This is a genomic window from Shewanella sp. NIFS-20-20 (assembly GCF_019209865.1).
GTDB lineage: Bacteria > Pseudomonadota > Gammaproteobacteria > Enterobacterales > Shewanellaceae > Shewanella.
In genome coordinates, this window is sequence record NZ_JAHUTT010000077.1 from 1 (window position 1) to 15,767 (window position 15,767).

The following is a 15,767-nucleotide window of genomic DNA, read 5'->3' on the forward strand; positions in this document are numbered from 1 at the left end:
GTTAGCTAACGTCAAGGCAATGAACAAAGTCATAAGACTAGGTATGCCTGTTAGTTACCGAGTTGAGTAATTAGAGTAAGTGTCATTAGATCAGTACGTTACGTGAACTATTTGATCAACAACGCCGCGACAAACAGTATTAATATCCTATGGACTTAGGCGCGTTAATTAACTAACGCAGGTATAACAGTATGGACAAAGCGTGGTGGCAGAAACTCTTTTTCTGGCAAAAAAATATGACCCAGCACTCGCTTGGCCTCTATCTTGCGGCCGACGGTATTTGGGTGCATGTGATTGATTCTGACGAGCCCGATGTCGAATACCCCTTAGCCAATGACAATCTTGAAGTCGTGCTGATGCAAATTTTGAAAGACTTCGGCGCCGCCCGCTGTTTTATTATTTTGGCGGCGGAACGCTATCAGTTACTTCAAGTGGATAAGCCTGCGGTTGATGGTCTAGAACTGAACCAAGCTTTATTATGGTCGGTTAAAGATATGGTATCGCTGCCCACAGCCCAATTACACCTCGATTATTACGAAATGCCATCGGCCTCGGTGGCCAAGCTCAACGTGGTGGTCGCCGATAAAAACTTCTTAAAACGCATTGTCCATAGTATCTATGATAAAGGCGGTCAAATTGCCGCCATTAGCACCGAAGAAATTGCCATGACCCTATTGGCGCCCGAAGATGATCCGCAAGCGCAAATGCTGTTAAGCCATTATCGTGGACAAGAATTATTGTTAACCGTGGTGAAACAGGGTCAGCTTTATATGCAACGTCGTTTAAGGGGCTTCCACGAACTTGAGAAAATAAGTGCCGATGAATTAAATTTTGGCGCGGCTGATAATTTAAGTCTCGAGCTACAACGTTCGATGGATTATTTTGAAAGTCAGTTACGTCAAGCGCCCGTCAGCACGATAAGTATTTTATCCGATGGCGCTAGCACGCGTTTAGCCGAGCTGGTCGGGGCGAATTTTAATCAAACAGTAGTGTCGATTGATAAGGCGTCTGTGGGGAGTAAATTTGCGCAATTAGCCTGCGCAGATTTATTAAAAGGGGTGGAATAAGTGAAAACAAAAATCAACTTATTTAGCACTGAATTATTACCCCCGAAATTAATATTGTCCTGTCAGCATTTGGCCCAGGCGGTCGCTGTCATGACGGTCATTGGCGTCGTCATGCTGCTGGTTTCGCATTGGCAAGTAGGCCAATTATCGGAGCAAGTGGCGCATCATCAAACCCAAAAAACGACGCTGCAAGCCAAAGTTAGCGACATGGAAAAGCAAATAGCCAATCGTAAACCTGATCCTAAGTTAGTGGCCCAAGTGGATTTACTGACGGAGAGATTGCGGGTTAAGCAGTTGCTGCTCGAGGAGTTAAATCGACGCAGTACCATCACCAGTGATGGTTTTGCCTCTTTGATGACCGAACTAGCCAGTGTGCCGCAACAAGGATTGTGGCTCAATAAGATTGAAGTGTTAGGCCAAAGTGTGAGCTTATATGGTTATGCGATTAAAGCTGAAAACGTGCCGCGATGGATAGATACGTTAAAGCAAACAGATACCCTCAAAGGATATGCTTTTTCAGCCATGACCATGGATAGGGATGATGCCAAACCGTTGGCATTTAGTTTGATTACTCACCCTGACACTAAGCCTTCTGCGGCCGAGACTGGCAAATGAATATAAAAAAATGGCATGAGATTAGCGATAAATTCGACCTGTTAACTCAACGTGAGCGGGTCATGATTGCCGTGGCGTCTGGCGCCATATTATTGATGTTGTTTTATTTGCCGCTAGAAAGTTATAGCAGTCAATATGGCGCGGATAAACAGCAATTCGCACAGCATAAGCGTGAAATAGAAACGGCCAATCAGCAAATCAGCTTGTATGAGCAACGCTTGGCAATCGATCCGAATACTGATTATATTCATCGCCAGCAAGCGCTTGAGGCTGAGATGTCGGTTGTCGATCAAAATCTTGAAAGCCGTAATATCGTGCCGGCCAACCATATGCCCACCCTGCTGAGCAAAATGTTGTCCCAAACCCGCGGGATTGAAGTCTTAAGCTTTAGTTCACTAACCCCAGTGCCATTACTGCAGATTGAAGGGGAATCGAATATCAATCTCTATAATCACGGCGTCGAAATGAAGCTAAAAGGGGATTATTTCGCGATTTTGAATTTCGTGACCGCGGTAGAGTCGTTGCCGGATAAGCTGTATTGGCAGCGGTTTGATTATGATGCCAGCACCTATCCCAAGGCGACCGTCACCATCGAATTTTATACCTTAAGCATCAATAAGGACTTTATCAGTGTTGCGAATTAATCGAGCTATCAGCCTGTTATTGCTGACCTGTATGAGTCAAATGGTCTGGGCCCAACAACTCCACGATCCTACTAAGCCGTTAGTGGCTATGACGGCGGGTCAGGACAGCGCCAGCCCAGTGGTCAGTGCATTTACGCTTCATTCAATCGTAACCTCAGGGAAGCAGAGATACGCAGTGATTAATAATCAGCTTTATCAACAAGGTGATAATATTGGAGATACGCGTATCAAGCAGATAACAGAGAATAGTGTGGTATTTACCGATGGCCGCAAATTAGTGGTTTTCCAAGGTATCACCAGTAAGATAGGAACCGAAAAATGATGATGAAACCTGCGATTCCCGCACTACTATCTTTGCTATTAGTTGCCTGCCAAACCACAGATAGGCCGGATCCGGTTGCCTCAAAAGCGGCGCTCGCCGAGATGCTCGGAAACCCTGATTCCGCTAAAGCCACCGAGGTGATACCGCCCGCGGTGATGCCGGCAGATGTCCAGCAAGAATTATCCTCTCAACAATTATTGGCGGGGTTAACCCAATTTCAACCGCAAGAACGACGTTTTGATGTGGCCGCCAATGATGTGCCTGCCAATGCCTTTTTCCCAAGCCTAGTGGCGGGTTCCCCCTTAAGCGTGGTGGTGCATCCTGAGGTGATAGGCAGCATTACCATGTCATTGAAAAATGTCACCTTGAGCGAAGTGCTGCAAGTGGTTGAAGACATGTATGGTTTTGATGTTGATTTGAACGGCAATATCTTGCGAGTGTTCCCCGCGGGCATGCGCACTGAAACCTTCTCGCTTAACTATCTCTATATGCAACGTCAAGGGTTATCGATGACATCGGTATCGGCTGGACGCTTGTCAGATAATGGCAGTAGCAACTCGGGTAGCAACAGCAATAATGGTTCGAGTAATAATTTTAGCAATAATAATTCAGGCTCATCTAATGGTAATGGCAATAGCCAAGAAACCAATGGCACCTTTATTCGCTCGGTCACCGATACCGATTTTTGGGGCGAACTCAAAGACAATCTCGTCAATATTATCGGCGAGACAGGGGGCGGTAGGCAAGTGGTGCTAACTCCTCAGGCGGGCTTAGTCACGGTGAGAGCATACCCCAATGAATTACGCCAAGTGCGCGAATTTTTAGACACGGCGGAATCCCACTTGCAACGTCAGGTCATTCTTGAGGCTAAGGTATTGGAAGTGACCTTGGGGGATGGTTACCAGCAAGGTATCCAGTGGGATAATGTGCTCGGCCACCTAGGGAATACCGATGTCAGCTTTGGCACCTCGGCAACGCCTAGCATCACAGATAATATTTCGACCATGTTGGGCAACTTGACCTCGATTAAGGTGTCCAATAAAGACTTTAGCGCCATGATAAGCCTACTCGATACTCAAGGCGATGTGGATGTGCTATCGAGTCCAAGAGTGACGGCATCCAATAATCAGAAGGCGGTGATTAAGGTCGGTACCGATGAGTACTTTGTCACTAACGTCTCATCTACCACGGTGGCGTCGGCTACGCCAGTGACGACTCCCGATGTAGAATTAACCCCGTTTTTCTCCGGCATTGCCTTGGATGTGACCCCGCAAATCGACAAAGACGGTAATGTGCTGCTGCATATTCACCCATCGGTGATTGATGTGACCGAGCAGACAAAGGTGATAAAGATCAGCGATAGCACGTTGGAATTACCGCTGGCTCAGAGTGAAATCCGCGAATCAGATACCATTATTAAGGCTGCATCTGGGGATGTGGTCGTGATCGGTGGCTTAATGAAAACATCGTCGCAAGATCTGGTGTCTAAAGTCCCTTTATTGGGGGATATCCCATGGTTAGGTGAAGCCTTTACCAATCGTAAGCGCAGCAGTCAGAAAACCGAATTGGTGATTTTATTAAAGCCGGTGGTGGTTGGCGCTGATACTTGGCGTAATGAATTACTCAAAACCCAAGCGTTACTTAATCGTTGGTATCCGCAAGAGCAAGCCGCAGAGTCGCAAGAGCAAGCCACTCAGCCTCAGGAGTAATGCAGTCTATGTATCTGCGGCATTTTGGCTTTAAACAGGCGCCCTTTACTTTGACGCCTAACACTGAGTTTTATTTTGGCTTGCCGCCTCATCAGGAGGCGTTGCAGGTGTTGAGTACCGCATTGCTGACCGGCGAAGGTTTTATTAAGGTGACCGGCGAAGTTGGTACAGGTAAAACGCTGATTTGTCGTAAATTAATGAATGATATGCCCGATGGCTTTTATTGCGCATATTTACCCAATCCTTTTTTAGAGCCGGATGAATTGCGCTGGGCGCTCGCCAAAGAGCTCGGGCTCGAACCCAGCAGTGACACCGATAGGCAACAATTAAGTGGTTTGATCCAACAGCAATTATTGGCGCTGGCCGCCAAGGGGCTACATATTGTGCTGGTGCTAGATGAAGCACAGGCCTTACCGGATCAATCGTTAGAAGCCTTGCGTTTATTCACTAATTTAGAAACTGAAACGCGCAAACTCATTCAAGTGGTGCTCTTTGGTCAACCCGAATTAGATGCGCGTTTGGCTGCCCCGGCATTTCGACAATTACGACAAAGAATCACCTTCAGTTATTGTTTGCGGCCGTTGACGGCCAATGAAACTCGCGACTATATCCATCACAGATTAACCGTGGCAGGCAATCAGAGTCAGGGGCTATTTTCTCCCAAAGTGAGTCAGCAGGTGCATGTTGCTGCGCGAGGGATCCCGCGATTGATTAATGTGATCTGCCATAAAGCCCTGCTGGTCTGTTTTGGTGAAGGCGGGCATAAGGTAAGCCCGAAACATATTAAAGCGGCGGCGTTTGATACCGAGGATGCGAGCCCTGCCGGCGGACAGTTTTGGCGGTGGTTGGCTATTTTTGGCTGTGCCAGTTTAGGTCTAGCCGTGGTTTCGGCTTGGTTAGGTGGTTATCAATTATGAGCATTATCAATAAAATGCTAAAAGATCTCGATGCCAGAGACGCGGGCAAAAGCGATGATGCTGCGTCAGTTGTTGCGCCATCGGCGACCACAGAGCTGGAGCCTGAGAGCCGGTTAGATCCCGCCCATCAGGTACTCGCGCAAGCTTATGGGCAGCAATTACAACAACGCAGTCGTCGCGGCCCATGGCTGTTGATGGCGTTAGCGCTTGCCTTGGTAGCACTGGTGATTGCCACCTGGTTGACACTCAAATTGATGGATAGCGGCACGGGGACGCCTCAGGTCTATCCGGCGCAATTTGCCAATAACATTACCCCTGCCGCCGACACTGCCACCGACACTGCCGCCGACACCGACACTGCCGCCGACACCGCTGCCGCCAATGATGCTGTTGCCCAGCGCCCAACAAGTCCACTAGCGACAGAGGCGTCATCGCCCATGAGCCCAGCGGATGGCGCAAGGGATAACACCACCGCGGTGGCATCGCTTGACGACGCCGAGGCGACAGCTGCGATAACTGCAGCGCGCCAAGGCGCGGAACAAGCTGCCAAGCCTGCTCCAGATAACGTTGCAACTTCAGCGGTAACGCCAAGCGCTGCGACCAACATAGTGACCGTGAGCCAACCCAAGCTGGCGGCGACAGCAGCTTCGCCCGCGAGTGTTGCGGCACAATCAGTGCCGCCGCCAGAGGTGGCCAAGACGCCTAGTCGGCAACAAGTCTCCGTCTCAACCGTCACTCAGGCACCAAAGCGCTTGGCCGGAGACGCGATGGATAATGCTTATGCTGCCAGTCAGATGGGCGATATGAGCCGTGCCGCTAAGGAATATCGCCAAGCGTTATTGCTTGATCCCAGTTTAGTGGCTGCGCGAATCCAACTGGCGGCCATCGACGTCCAAGCGGGGCGGATGGATGCGGCTAAGCAAGTGTTAATTGCGGGCCTAAGTTTGATGCCCAGCAACAGCGATTTGTTGTTATTGCTGGCACGCATAGAGCATGCGGATGGTCAACCCATGCAAGCCATTGCCACCATTAGTCGCATTGCGGATGCCAGTACGATAGCGCAACAAAAATGGATCCAATTGGGTGATTGGGCGCAGCAGGCAAAACAATACCCAGAGGCCGAGCGTGCTTATCGGCAACTGGTGGGTTTGGAGCCCGATGTCGGCCGCTGGTGGTTAGGCTTAGCCTATGCCATGGATGCGCAAGGTCGTTATCAGGATGCGGCTCAGGCATATCGCAATGCCCTTAATGCGCAAGGATTGTCTGGTGCGGCTAGACGTTATATCGACAATCGTTTATCCCAGTTAGGAGGCAACTGATGAAGCCGAAGTTAAAGATGCGTCTAGGTGACCTCTTAGTACAAGAACAGATTATTTCTGATGACAACTTGCAGCAAGCGTTAGCAGAGCAAAAAGTCTCGGGCAAAAAGCTTGGCCGCACCCTTATCGACTTAAATTTGATTGGTGAAGAGCAGTTATTGCGCTTTTTGTCGCAGCAATTAAACCTCGCCTTTGTGGATATCAGTCGCCGCGCGATCCCAGCTGCAGTCGTTAACTTGTTATCTGAAGTGCAGGCGCGCCGCTTTAGGGCGTTGATCTTAGAAGATCGTGGCGATTCGGTCTTAGTGGCCATGAGCGATCCCGCCGATCTGCAGGCGTTAGATAATCTCGAGTTATTGTTAGCGCCGAAAACCTTAGAAATTGTGGTGTCTCCCGAGCAGCAATTACTTAATGCGTTCGATAACCTCTATCGCCGCACCGATGAGATTGCCGCGATCGCCGGTAAGCTTGAAGAAGAATACGCCGCTGATGATATTTTTGATTTAGGGGCGATGACCGCATCGGACAGCGACAGTGATACCACGGTAGTCCGGTTACTCCATTCGATTTTTGAAGATGCCGTGCAAATGCGGGCGTCCGATATTCATATTGAGCCGGGTGATAAAGTGCTGCGAATTCGGCAGCGGGTCGATGGCCAGTTGCATGAAAACACCCTAAACGAAGTGAACATCGCCGCGGCCTTAGTGCTGCGACTCAAGCTGATGGCGGGGCTCGATATTTCTGAGAAACGCCTGCCTCAGGATGGTCGATTTCATATGGAAATCAAAGGCCATCAAATCGATGTGCGGATGTCGACCATGCCCATTTATCACGGTGAATCTGTGGTGATGCGTTTGCTCGATCAGTCGGCCGGTTTATTGACCCTCAATGAAACCGGAATGCCGCCCGCGATTTTGGCCAGAGTGCGCAAGCAAATTAAACGTCCCCATGGCATGTTGTTGGTCACCGGCCCGACGGGTAGCGGTAAAACGACCACCTTGTACGGCATTCTCTCCGAGCTAAATCAGCCCGAGCGTAAAATTATTACCGTAGAAGATCCTGTGGAATACCAATTACCTCGAATTAATCAGGTGCAGGTAAACCACAAGATTGGTTTGAATTTCTCTAACGTTTTGCGCACCACGTTACGTCAAGATCCCGATATCATCATGGTGGGGGAAATGCGTGACCAAGAAACCGTTGAAATTGGTTTGCGTGGCGCACTGACCGGTCACTTTGTGTTGTCGACCTTGCACACCAATGATGCCATCACCAGTGCATTGCGTTTGCTCGATATGGGCGCGGCCAGTTATCTGGTGGCGAGCGCTCTGCGGGTTATTATTGCGCAGCGCTTAGTCAGACGAGTGTGCCACAACTGTGCGACATCCTATGAACTCACGCCCCAAGATCGGGCCTGGATCGGCAGCGTCACTGAGCGTCCGATCCCCGCCGATAAATTCCAAATTGGGCTAGGCTGTCAAAGCTGTAATGGCAGTGGTTATCGTGGGCGAATTGGTATTTTTGAAATTTTAGAACTTGATGAGTCTATGGTGAATGCCATGCGCAGTGGCGATCCCCAGGACTTTGCCGATGCTGTGCATCAAAGTCCAAGCTTTACTCCTTTAGCCGTCTCTGCCATCGAGTATTTGTTTAATGGCATGACCACTATTGAAGAAGTGGCTAAGCTAATTGAAGACGTGCAAGATTCGCAAATTGCTCGCAGTAGTAACGACAGTGCTGAATAAGGACGCGTTAAATGCCTAATTACAGTTACCGAGGTCGAGATAGTCACGGCGCCTTAGTCAAGGGGGTGCTTGAGGCGGCGAATGAAAATGCGGCAGCCGATGTGTTGCTGTCGCGTGCCATTATTCCCTTGGAATTACTGCTGGAAAAAGAAAGCAAATCACTGGATTTAGAGGCATTATTCACCCCGAGCGTCGGTTTAGATGAGTTACAAATTTTTACTCGGCAGATGTACTCCTTGACGCGCTCCGGCATTCCCATGCTCAGAGCCATTGCCGGTTTAGCGGATACCACATCATCTAAGCTACTCAAAACAACCCTCAATGATATCTCGGAGCAATTAACGGCGGGTCGGCCGTTATCGTCGGCGATGAATTCCCATCCTAAGGTGTTTGAAGCCTTATTTGTGTCCATGGTGCATGTGGGGGAAAACACCGGTAAATTAGAAGAAGCCTTCTTGCAGCTGTCTGGGTATATCGAGCGCGAAATGGAAACTCGCAAGCGGATCAAGTCGGCGATGCGCTACCCTGTGTTTGTGTTGGTGGCGATCAGTATGGCCATGGTGATCCTCAATATCATGGTGATCCCCAAATTTGCCTCCATGTTTAGCCGCTTTGGTGCAGACTTACCCTGGGCGACTAAAGTGTTGATTAGCACTTCTAATATTTTCGTGAACTATTGGCCGCTGATGCTGATGGTGATTGGCGGGGTGATTTTTGGGATCAAGTATTGGTTAAAAACTGACGCGGGCGAAAAAAAGTGGGACCGCTTGAAGTTGCATATGCCGGCGGTGGGTACCATCATTGAGCGCTCGACCTTGAGTCGTTATTGTCGCAGTTTCTCCATGATGCTCAGTGCCGGGGTGCCGATGACGCAAGCTTTAAGCTTAGTGGCGGATGCCGTCGATAATGCCTATATGCATGATCGCATTGTTAATATGCGCAAAGGCATTGAGTCTGGTGAATCGTTACTGCGGGTGTCTAATCAAAGTAAATTATTCACTCCCTTAGTGCTGCAGATGGTCGCCGTGGGTGAGGAAACCGGCCAAATCGATCAGCTCCTCAATGATGCCGCTGACTTTTATGAAGGGGAAGTGGATTATGATCTTAAAAACCTTACCGCCAAGCTTGAGCCTATTTTGATAGGTATTGTGGCGGCGATTGTCTTAGTGCTGGCGCTGGGGATTTACTTACCTATGTGGGATATGCTCAATGTGGTCAAGGGCGGCTAGCACAATGGGGTCGTCTCAATCTAAGCCGCAGCCTGAACAAAGTAACTTAGTTGTCGCATATAAGCGTTTGGTAACACTAATATTGATCTTGTTATTGCTGGGGATTATCGGCATTCGTTATTTTGATATTTTGCCGCAAATGAGCGGCAAAGGCCTGCAGTTAGAGCATCCGCGATTCATTAATGTGTTGGCCATGGTTAAAGCGCAGTGGCTCAGTGTTAATCGTCCCCAGCAGTTATCATTAAATTGGGTGGTAACGGCGGGTGATGATAGTCATCCAGCACCGGTGGTGGTGACGATGGACGCAGGAGGATGGCCCTTACCTCAGAGCCGCAACAACCAAGGGTGTCAGCTATTATGGTGGCAACTGTTAGGCAGTCATTTAGACAGTGAAGACTTAGTGGTCGTTTATGTTAGCGACTCTAGGTTGTGCCGTTACCAGTCGGTTAGTGGCGAGGCGATTTTGTATCATCTCGATAGCGGTGGCGTCAACTTCCTGACGAAAGGCCACTGAAACGCTTTAGATTGTTGGATTTAATGAGTAGAATATCTTGAATTAAAACGCGGGGTTAGCATATGAGACAAACATCACTCAGCCAGAGCCATTTTCGCCAGAGTCATCGCGGATTCTCACTCATTGAGTTAGTTATCGTTATTGTGATTTTAGGCATTTTGGCCGCGACAGCGATTCCTCGATTCTTGAACGTCACTGACGATGCCGAAAATGCGAGCGTCGATGGTGTCGCCGGTGGGTTAGCCACCGCGGTTGGCTTTACCCGCTCGCAGTGGGAGGTCGATGGTCGTCGTAATACCGATGTGGTACTCGATGGCACCAGCATCTATATTGATCCCCGCTTTGGTTTTGCCACCGATGCGGTTAATGGGGCCAATACTGATGCGACCTCGATGTCTGATGCCAGCTGTCAGCAAGTATTTAATGCAGTATTGCAATCGGCGCCGCGAAATGTGGTCCAAGGACAAGACGCCCGCAAGGTTCGCTTTATTGTGAGTATGATTGGTGGGGCCGGTGGAACTGGCACCGCGATTGATGGGACTCAGGTGTCTGGTCTCGATTTATGTGTATTTCATCAAACGGCTTCGGTGAAGTTAGATCCTCAAACCGGCATACCGACGGAGAGTTTAACCTTAAATACGGGCAATGGTGTGGTGTATAACCCGGGCACGGGTCAAGTGCTAAGTTTTACTAACTAATTGTTTTATAGCAGTCATGTAATATTACAATAATTTGATTTAGGTATTGTGGCGTTTGCCACTGTCGTATTGCTGTCCTAAGGGGATTATTATGCAACAACAAAAGGGTTTTACCCTGATTGAACTGGTCGTGGTGATTATTATTTTGGGTATTTTGGCCGTGACGGCGGCGCCCAAGTTTATTAATTTACAGAGCGATGCGCGAGCCTCTGCCCTGCAAGGCTTAAAAGGTGCTATTCAAGGCGCCAATAGCTTGATTTACTCTAAGGCATCGCTAGAAGGTGTACAAGGTAAGAGTGTTGCCACTGATGTGAATATTGGCACTGGTGCAACCGTGACTAATGTCTCAACCATTTTTGGTTATATGGATGCGTCACAAGCCGCCATCACGAGCGGCACGGACATTAGCACGGCGGATTGGACATTTACCCCAGATAACGCTGTTGGTACGCCATTGGTGATAGTGCAACAGGGCTCTCCTGATAATGGTGGTGCAAATGTTGCTGCCGAGTTGCAATGCCGCGTGACCTACGCCGCCGCTACCGCAACGTCATTACCTGTGATTACCGTGATTAAGAGCGGCTGTTAATCCTAGCGGCTGATTGCTAGTTATCTAAAAAACCGACCTTAGGGTCGGTTTTTTTCGTTATTTTCGCGACTACGCGCCTAAGTTTGATTAATGTTTGTTGGTTTTGTTGTTATTTGTTGTTTAACGAGTTATTTTTGTTGAGTAAGTGCCGGTTTAATAACGGTGATAAATGGATGTTAGTAAACTGCGCAGTCTTATGGGTTGTTTGCTATCTTTATTATTAGCTTTGATCTCTGTGTCGGCTGGGGATATTTATGAAACAACACACAGGTTTTACCTTAATTGAGCTCGTGGTGGTGATTATTATTTTAGGTATTTTGGCGGTCACCGCAGCGCCTAAATTTATTAATTTGCAGTCGGATGCGAGAACATCTGCATTGGAAGGAGTTAAGGGCGCTATTCAAGGCGCTAATAGCTTAATTTATTCCAAAGCATCCCTGCAGGGCATTCAGAACGCGGCCACAGGTTCGGTCGATATTAATGGTGACTCGAATGATACTCCGCCAGTGACCACTGACGATGTGGCTGTGGTGTATGGCTATATGGCGGGCACATTAGCCGCCATCACAGGTGGTGCGGATATTAATGCCATTGAAGGGACAGGCCCTACGGCGGCAGGTAACAGTGATTGGGTGATTGACTCGACCACCACTGCTGGCAGTGCACAAATTTGGCAACGAGGCGCACCGACTACGTGCTTTATTACTTACACTCAAGCGGCGAGCGCCGGTGCTTTACCGACCTTTACTGCGCTTCCAGATGCTAGCGACTGCTAATGCATTCATCTGCGTAAAGGCCTGCATTGCAGGCCTTTTTTGTTTTTACTCAAGACATTGCCCATAATCAATAGGTACAATAGCTATCGATATCAATGGATAATAACTGGGCTGGTGCTTAGTCTATTGGATGGGGTTACTATGTTAAGGGAAACACCACAATTAATTAAGACCCAAGGGTTTACCTTAATTGAGCTGGTCGTCACCATCATGTTGATCAGCATTTTGTCTGTGACCGTGTTACCTCGATTGCTGTCCACTGACTCTGTGAGTGCTTACACTGTGCGTGATGAGCTCGTGGCCGAACTGCGTAAAGTGCAGTTGATGGCGCTCAATAACAGTGATCGCTGTTATCGCGTTGCCATTTCTCCGCTAGGGTATCAAGTTCTGCACTATAGCGATGCCTGTGGCGGTACGTTAGCGCGTTCTGAATCCGTCCAAGCCTTTGAACGCGACACCATAGTGACTTTTAATGCCACTGGCAGTCGCCATGTGGATCTCGATTTCAACAATTTAGGCCAAGTTTCACCGAGTTGCGCCGGCCCGTGCTTAACGATTACTGCCTCTGATATTGTGGGGATCAGCATTGAGTCACAAGGATATATTCATGACAGTGAATAGAGGCCCCTACCGTAGCGGCTTTACCTTAATTGAGTTAGTGGTAGGCATGCTGGTACTTGCGATTGCGTTGGTGATGATTTCCAGCATGTTATTTCCTCAGGCGGATAGGTCCAGTGAAACCTTACATCGAGTGCGCAGTGCCGAGTTGGCTCAGGCCGTTATGAATGAGATCTGGGGTAAGCGTTATGATCAACACACCAATCCGGTTAATGGCAAGCCATGCGGCGGTCCTGGCCAAGCCGCTTGTTCTGCTGTGCTGGGACCAGAGGGGGAGACTCGGCAGCAATATAACGATGTCGATGATTACAATGGCATGACCCAAGCGGCACTCATGCTTAACTCCACCCAGACCTATGCCGATGTTTATCCAAATTATCAATTACTGGTCACCATCAGCGGCGCAGGGGCTGATAACAGTGTCAGCAAATTGATCACTATTGTCGTCACCACCCCCTTTGGCGAAAAAATTGCTTTTGATGCGGTTAGGAGCAATTTCTAATGACGAACCAATCTAGGCGACAGTTTGGCAAATACAGCTCGCTTCAGTCGGGGTTTACCTTGGTTGAACTGGTCACTGTGATCATTATTCTGGGCATCTTAGCGGTGGGCATTAGCAGCTTTATTGTGTTTGGTACCCAGATTTTTGTGCAAGCGAATGCGGTGGAAAAAATGCTGGGTCAAAGCCGCTTTGCCATCGAACGTATGAGCCGCGATATCCGATCAGCCGTGCCTAACAGCCTGCGCTTGACCCAATCAGGCAATCTCTGGCAATGCTTAGAGCTATTGCCCATTAGTGCCAGTTCAACTTACACCAGTTTGCCCGTCTATCCCAACCCCGCGTCGGCGACTGCCACCGCCATCGCCACCAGTCAAGCGGTCGCGGCCGGCCAAAATATGCTGGTTTATCCACTGACTGCTGCGGATGTATATGGCGATCCTGCGGCAACCACAGGTAAAATTTTTGCATTAGCTGGCAGCGAGGTCGTTGGCGATGACCAAACCTTACGCTTTGGCAATGATGTCCAATTCTCAGAGAATTCACCGAGACAACGTTTTTACATTGCGTCTCAACCGATTAGCTATTGCTTTATTCGAGAGCCTGGCTCGTCTACGCTTGAACTAAGGCGCTATGCTAATTACGGGATCCAAATTGAGCAACCTCAGCCCAGTGATGGGCTCAATGCTGGGGTATTGATGGCCGAGAACATTGCCAATGATCTCGTGGTGCAACCACCGCTGACCGTCAATCCCGCCAATTTGATCGACAATGCGCTGGTGTTATTAACGCCAGAGTTTAGCGTGGCAGGAGAATCGTTCAGGTATGAGCAACAGGTACAAGTCATCAATGCCCCATAATTCTTACCGCCTCAGTGTCCGCGGCCAGCAGGGCAGCGTATTGGTGATCGCTATCTTTGTGATCACTGTGATGTTTTTATTGGCTTCGGCCTTGGTGCGAGTCTTAAATGATGGCGAGGAAAGTTTGGTGCTAGAAGTGTGGGGGACTCGTGCCTTATTTGCCGCCAATTCTGGCGCTGAAGCGGGACTTGCCCGCTTATTTCCCATCAATGGTGGGGTGACTGATTGCGCTGCCGTGGGCACGGTATGGACACCGCCTGCGCTGGTCGGTTTTAGTGACTGTCAGGTCACGCTTACCTGTAATGCTGCCAGCTTAGCGGGCATGACCCAGTACACTATTGCGAGTAACGCTATTTGTCAGAGCGGTCTATGCGATGGTGGGGTAGTCGGTGGCAGCAGTCAATGTATTCGGGTCAATCGCCAAGTAGAGGTACAAGCTCGTGTTAATTAGAGTCTTTGCAGTACTGATAGGCTTACTGTTTAGTCAAGCGGTACATGGGTTAACTTGTGACCAAATTTTTACCGATCCTCCCAGTGACAACCTCGGGGATGATGCCTTGACGCTGCCTGATGGCATTTTTAATAATGTGACGGATTTAGTGTGCGGTCGTACTGGCTGTAACCGCAACGGTGGTAAATACTTTAATCCCGGTGATTATGGATATGACCATGGCGATTTTAATAATCGTTCCGCCATCTATACCAATGGCAACACCACCCGATTGTATTTTAAGACATTATCACTCACCAATAGCCTACTCAATGCCGATGGTGATGCCTCAGCGCTCATTATCTATGTCGATGGCAATTTGAGTGTTGCTGGGAAAAACACCATCAATGGCATTGTGTATGTGAATGGCAATGTTTCTCTCAGTGGTAATGCCACTATCGATGGCGCCTTGGCTGCGGGGGGAAGTTTGGCTGTCGGTGGTAATGGTGAGGTGGATTTCGATGAGGACATTTTTGAAGATGCGGATTTTGGCGATTTATGTAGCAATATTGAGCAGACAAATTTTCATCTGCAATTTGGTAAAGCCGCCACCAGTACTGGCGATGGCTATGTCAGCTTTACCAGCCCGTTCGAGTCAGGTGTTACCCCTTTAGTATTCGTGATGCCGACGATTTCTCCAGTCAATACCAATTACGATCAACCGTCTTCAACTCAGATAAGCAATATTAGTCGAACGGGCTTTCGATTTAATCAAATCGATCCTCCTGGCAACGCTGGGCTTGGGACGGTAATGCCCGATATCCATTGGATAGCGGTATCCCCAGGGGAGCATACCTTATCCGACGGTACCCGTTTGTTTGCCGGTAAGATCGCCAGCAATCAGGCCCTAAAGCTCGCTAATTTTAGCTGGAGCAATATCCGAGCAGACGCTGCGTTCCAAGTGATTTTAAGTCAAAAGCAAACCAATCATAACCAGTGCTGGTTAACCTCGGTGGCGGAATTAACCAGCAGCGGGTTTCGGTTAGCATTAGATGTTTCCGAGGAGTTGTTGATCAAATAGTTCACGTGACGTACTGATCTAATGACACTTACTCTAATTACTCAACTCGGTAACTAACAGGCATACCTAGTCTTATGACTTTGTTCATTGCCTTGACGTTAGCTAACACCTCTCCGACTTGTGCATTGTAATCTC

At 48.8% G+C, this 15,767-nt stretch carries 18 protein-coding genes and 1 pseudogene; 18 read left to right on the forward strand and 1 reads right to left on the reverse strand.

Annotated features, from left to right (window positions below; all coding sequences use genetic code 11):
• Nucleotides 1-191 precede the first annotated feature (191 nt).
• The 18 genes from KU855_RS17210 to KU855_RS17295 all read left to right on the forward strand — a co-directional run bounded on the left by KU855_RS17210 (nucleotide 192) and on the right by KU855_RS17295 (nucleotide 15,632).
• Nucleotides 192-1,067 carry an MSHA biogenesis protein MshI gene (locus tag KU855_RS17210; protein ID WP_218532034.1) on the forward strand — a complete coding sequence of 292 codons (876 nt, stop codon included), beginning with the start codon at nucleotides 192-194 and terminating at the stop codon, nucleotides 1,065-1,067.
• Nucleotides 1,068-1,682: a PilN domain-containing protein gene (locus KU855_RS19145; RefSeq protein ID WP_218532036.1), complete on the forward strand. Its 615-nt coding sequence runs from the start codon at nucleotides 1,068-1,070 to the stop codon at nucleotides 1,680-1,682.
• Complete coding sequence (locus KU855_RS17220) at nucleotides 1,679-2,326, forward strand: MSHA biogenesis protein MshJ (RefSeq protein WP_218532038.1); 648 nt, start codon at nucleotides 1,679-1,681, stop codon at nucleotides 2,324-2,326. Before KU855_RS19145 ends, KU855_RS17220 begins: the two co-directional genes overlap by 4 nt.
• Entirely contained in the window at nucleotides 2,313-2,648 is a 336-nt protein-coding gene (locus KU855_RS17225) for a general secretion pathway protein GspB (RefSeq protein WP_218532048.1), read from the forward strand. The genes KU855_RS17220 and KU855_RS17225 overlap by 14 nt, the downstream gene beginning before the upstream one ends.
• Nucleotides 2,645-4,357: a pilus (MSHA type) biogenesis protein MshL gene (gene mshL, locus KU855_RS17230; protein ID WP_218532050.1), complete on the forward strand. Its 1,713-nt coding sequence runs from the start codon at nucleotides 2,645-2,647 to the stop codon at nucleotides 4,355-4,357. The genes KU855_RS17225 and mshL overlap by 4 nt, the downstream gene beginning before the upstream one ends.
• An 8-nt stretch (nucleotides 4,358-4,365) precedes the next feature.
• The gene (locus KU855_RS17235; RefSeq protein ID WP_218532089.1) at nucleotides 4,366-5,274 is read left to right on the forward strand and encodes an ExeA family protein; all 909 of its coding nucleotides are present in this window, start codon (nucleotides 4,366-4,368) and stop codon (nucleotides 5,272-5,274) included.
• A complete protein-coding gene (locus KU855_RS17240) occupies nucleotides 5,271-6,593 on the forward strand; it encodes a tetratricopeptide repeat protein (RefSeq protein WP_218532052.1) in 1,323 nt (440 codons plus the stop codon). The genes KU855_RS17235 and KU855_RS17240 overlap by 4 nt, the downstream gene beginning before the upstream one ends.
• Nucleotides 6,593-8,338 carry a GspE/PulE family protein gene (locus KU855_RS17245; RefSeq protein ID WP_218532061.1) on the forward strand — a complete coding sequence of 582 codons (1,746 nt, stop codon included), beginning with the start codon at nucleotides 6,593-6,595 and terminating at the stop codon, nucleotides 8,336-8,338. Before KU855_RS17240 ends, KU855_RS17245 begins: the two co-directional genes overlap by 1 nt.
• An 11-nt stretch (nucleotides 8,339-8,349) precedes the next feature.
• A complete protein-coding gene (locus tag KU855_RS17250; protein ID WP_218532064.1) occupies nucleotides 8,350-9,567 on the forward strand; it encodes a type II secretion system F family protein in 1,218 nt (405 codons plus the stop codon).
• A gap of 4 nt (nucleotides 9,568-9,571) precedes the next feature.
• Nucleotides 9,572-10,081 carry an MSHA biogenesis protein MshF gene (locus tag KU855_RS17255; RefSeq protein ID WP_218532067.1) on the forward strand — a complete coding sequence of 170 codons (510 nt, stop codon included), beginning with the start codon at nucleotides 9,572-9,574 and terminating at the stop codon, nucleotides 10,079-10,081.
• 62 nt (nucleotides 10,082-10,143) lie between these two features.
• Nucleotides 10,144-10,779, forward strand: coding sequence for a Tfp pilus assembly protein FimT/FimU (locus tag KU855_RS17260; protein ID WP_218532069.1), 636 nt, complete (start codon nucleotides 10,144-10,146; stop codon nucleotides 10,777-10,779).
• Nucleotides 10,780-10,870: 91 nt separating this feature from the next.
• Nucleotides 10,871-11,368, forward strand: coding sequence for a type II secretion system protein (locus tag KU855_RS17265; protein ID WP_218532072.1), 498 nt, complete (start codon nucleotides 10,871-10,873; stop codon nucleotides 11,366-11,368).
• A 254-nt stretch (nucleotides 11,369-11,622) separates the two neighbouring features.
• A complete protein-coding gene (locus tag KU855_RS17270) occupies nucleotides 11,623-12,144 on the forward strand; it encodes a type II secretion system protein (RefSeq protein WP_218532074.1) in 522 nt (173 codons plus the stop codon).
• A 141-nt stretch (nucleotides 12,145-12,285) separates the two neighbouring features.
• Nucleotides 12,286-12,765: a Tfp pilus assembly protein FimT/FimU gene (locus KU855_RS17275; protein ID WP_218532076.1), complete on the forward strand. Its 480-nt coding sequence runs from the start codon at nucleotides 12,286-12,288 to the stop codon at nucleotides 12,763-12,765.
• Nucleotides 12,752-13,264, forward strand: a complete 513-nt coding sequence (locus KU855_RS17280; protein ID WP_218532079.1) for a prepilin-type N-terminal cleavage/methylation domain-containing protein — start codon at nucleotides 12,752-12,754, stop codon at nucleotides 13,262-13,264. The genes KU855_RS17275 and KU855_RS17280 overlap by 14 nt, the downstream gene beginning before the upstream one ends.
• Entirely contained in the window at nucleotides 13,264-14,121 is an 858-nt protein-coding gene (locus KU855_RS17285; RefSeq protein ID WP_218532081.1) for a PilW family protein, read from the forward strand. The genes KU855_RS17280 and KU855_RS17285 overlap by 1 nt, the downstream gene beginning before the upstream one ends.
• Entirely contained in the window at nucleotides 14,111-14,572 is a 462-nt protein-coding gene (locus KU855_RS17290) for an MSHA biogenesis protein MshP (protein WP_256261103.1), read from the forward strand. Before KU855_RS17285 ends, KU855_RS17290 begins: the two co-directional genes overlap by 11 nt.
• Nucleotides 14,562-15,632, forward strand: coding sequence for an H-type lectin domain-containing protein (locus tag KU855_RS17295; protein ID WP_218532087.1), 1,071 nt, complete (start codon nucleotides 14,562-14,564; stop codon nucleotides 15,630-15,632). The genes KU855_RS17290 and KU855_RS17295 overlap by 11 nt, the downstream gene beginning before the upstream one ends.
• Before the next feature lie 37 nt (nucleotides 15,633-15,669).
• Here KU855_RS17295 and KU855_RS17300 read toward each other — a convergent pair.
• Nucleotides 15,670-15,767 (reverse strand): annotated as a pseudogene (locus KU855_RS17300) (IS5/IS1182 family transposase); the annotation flags it as partial.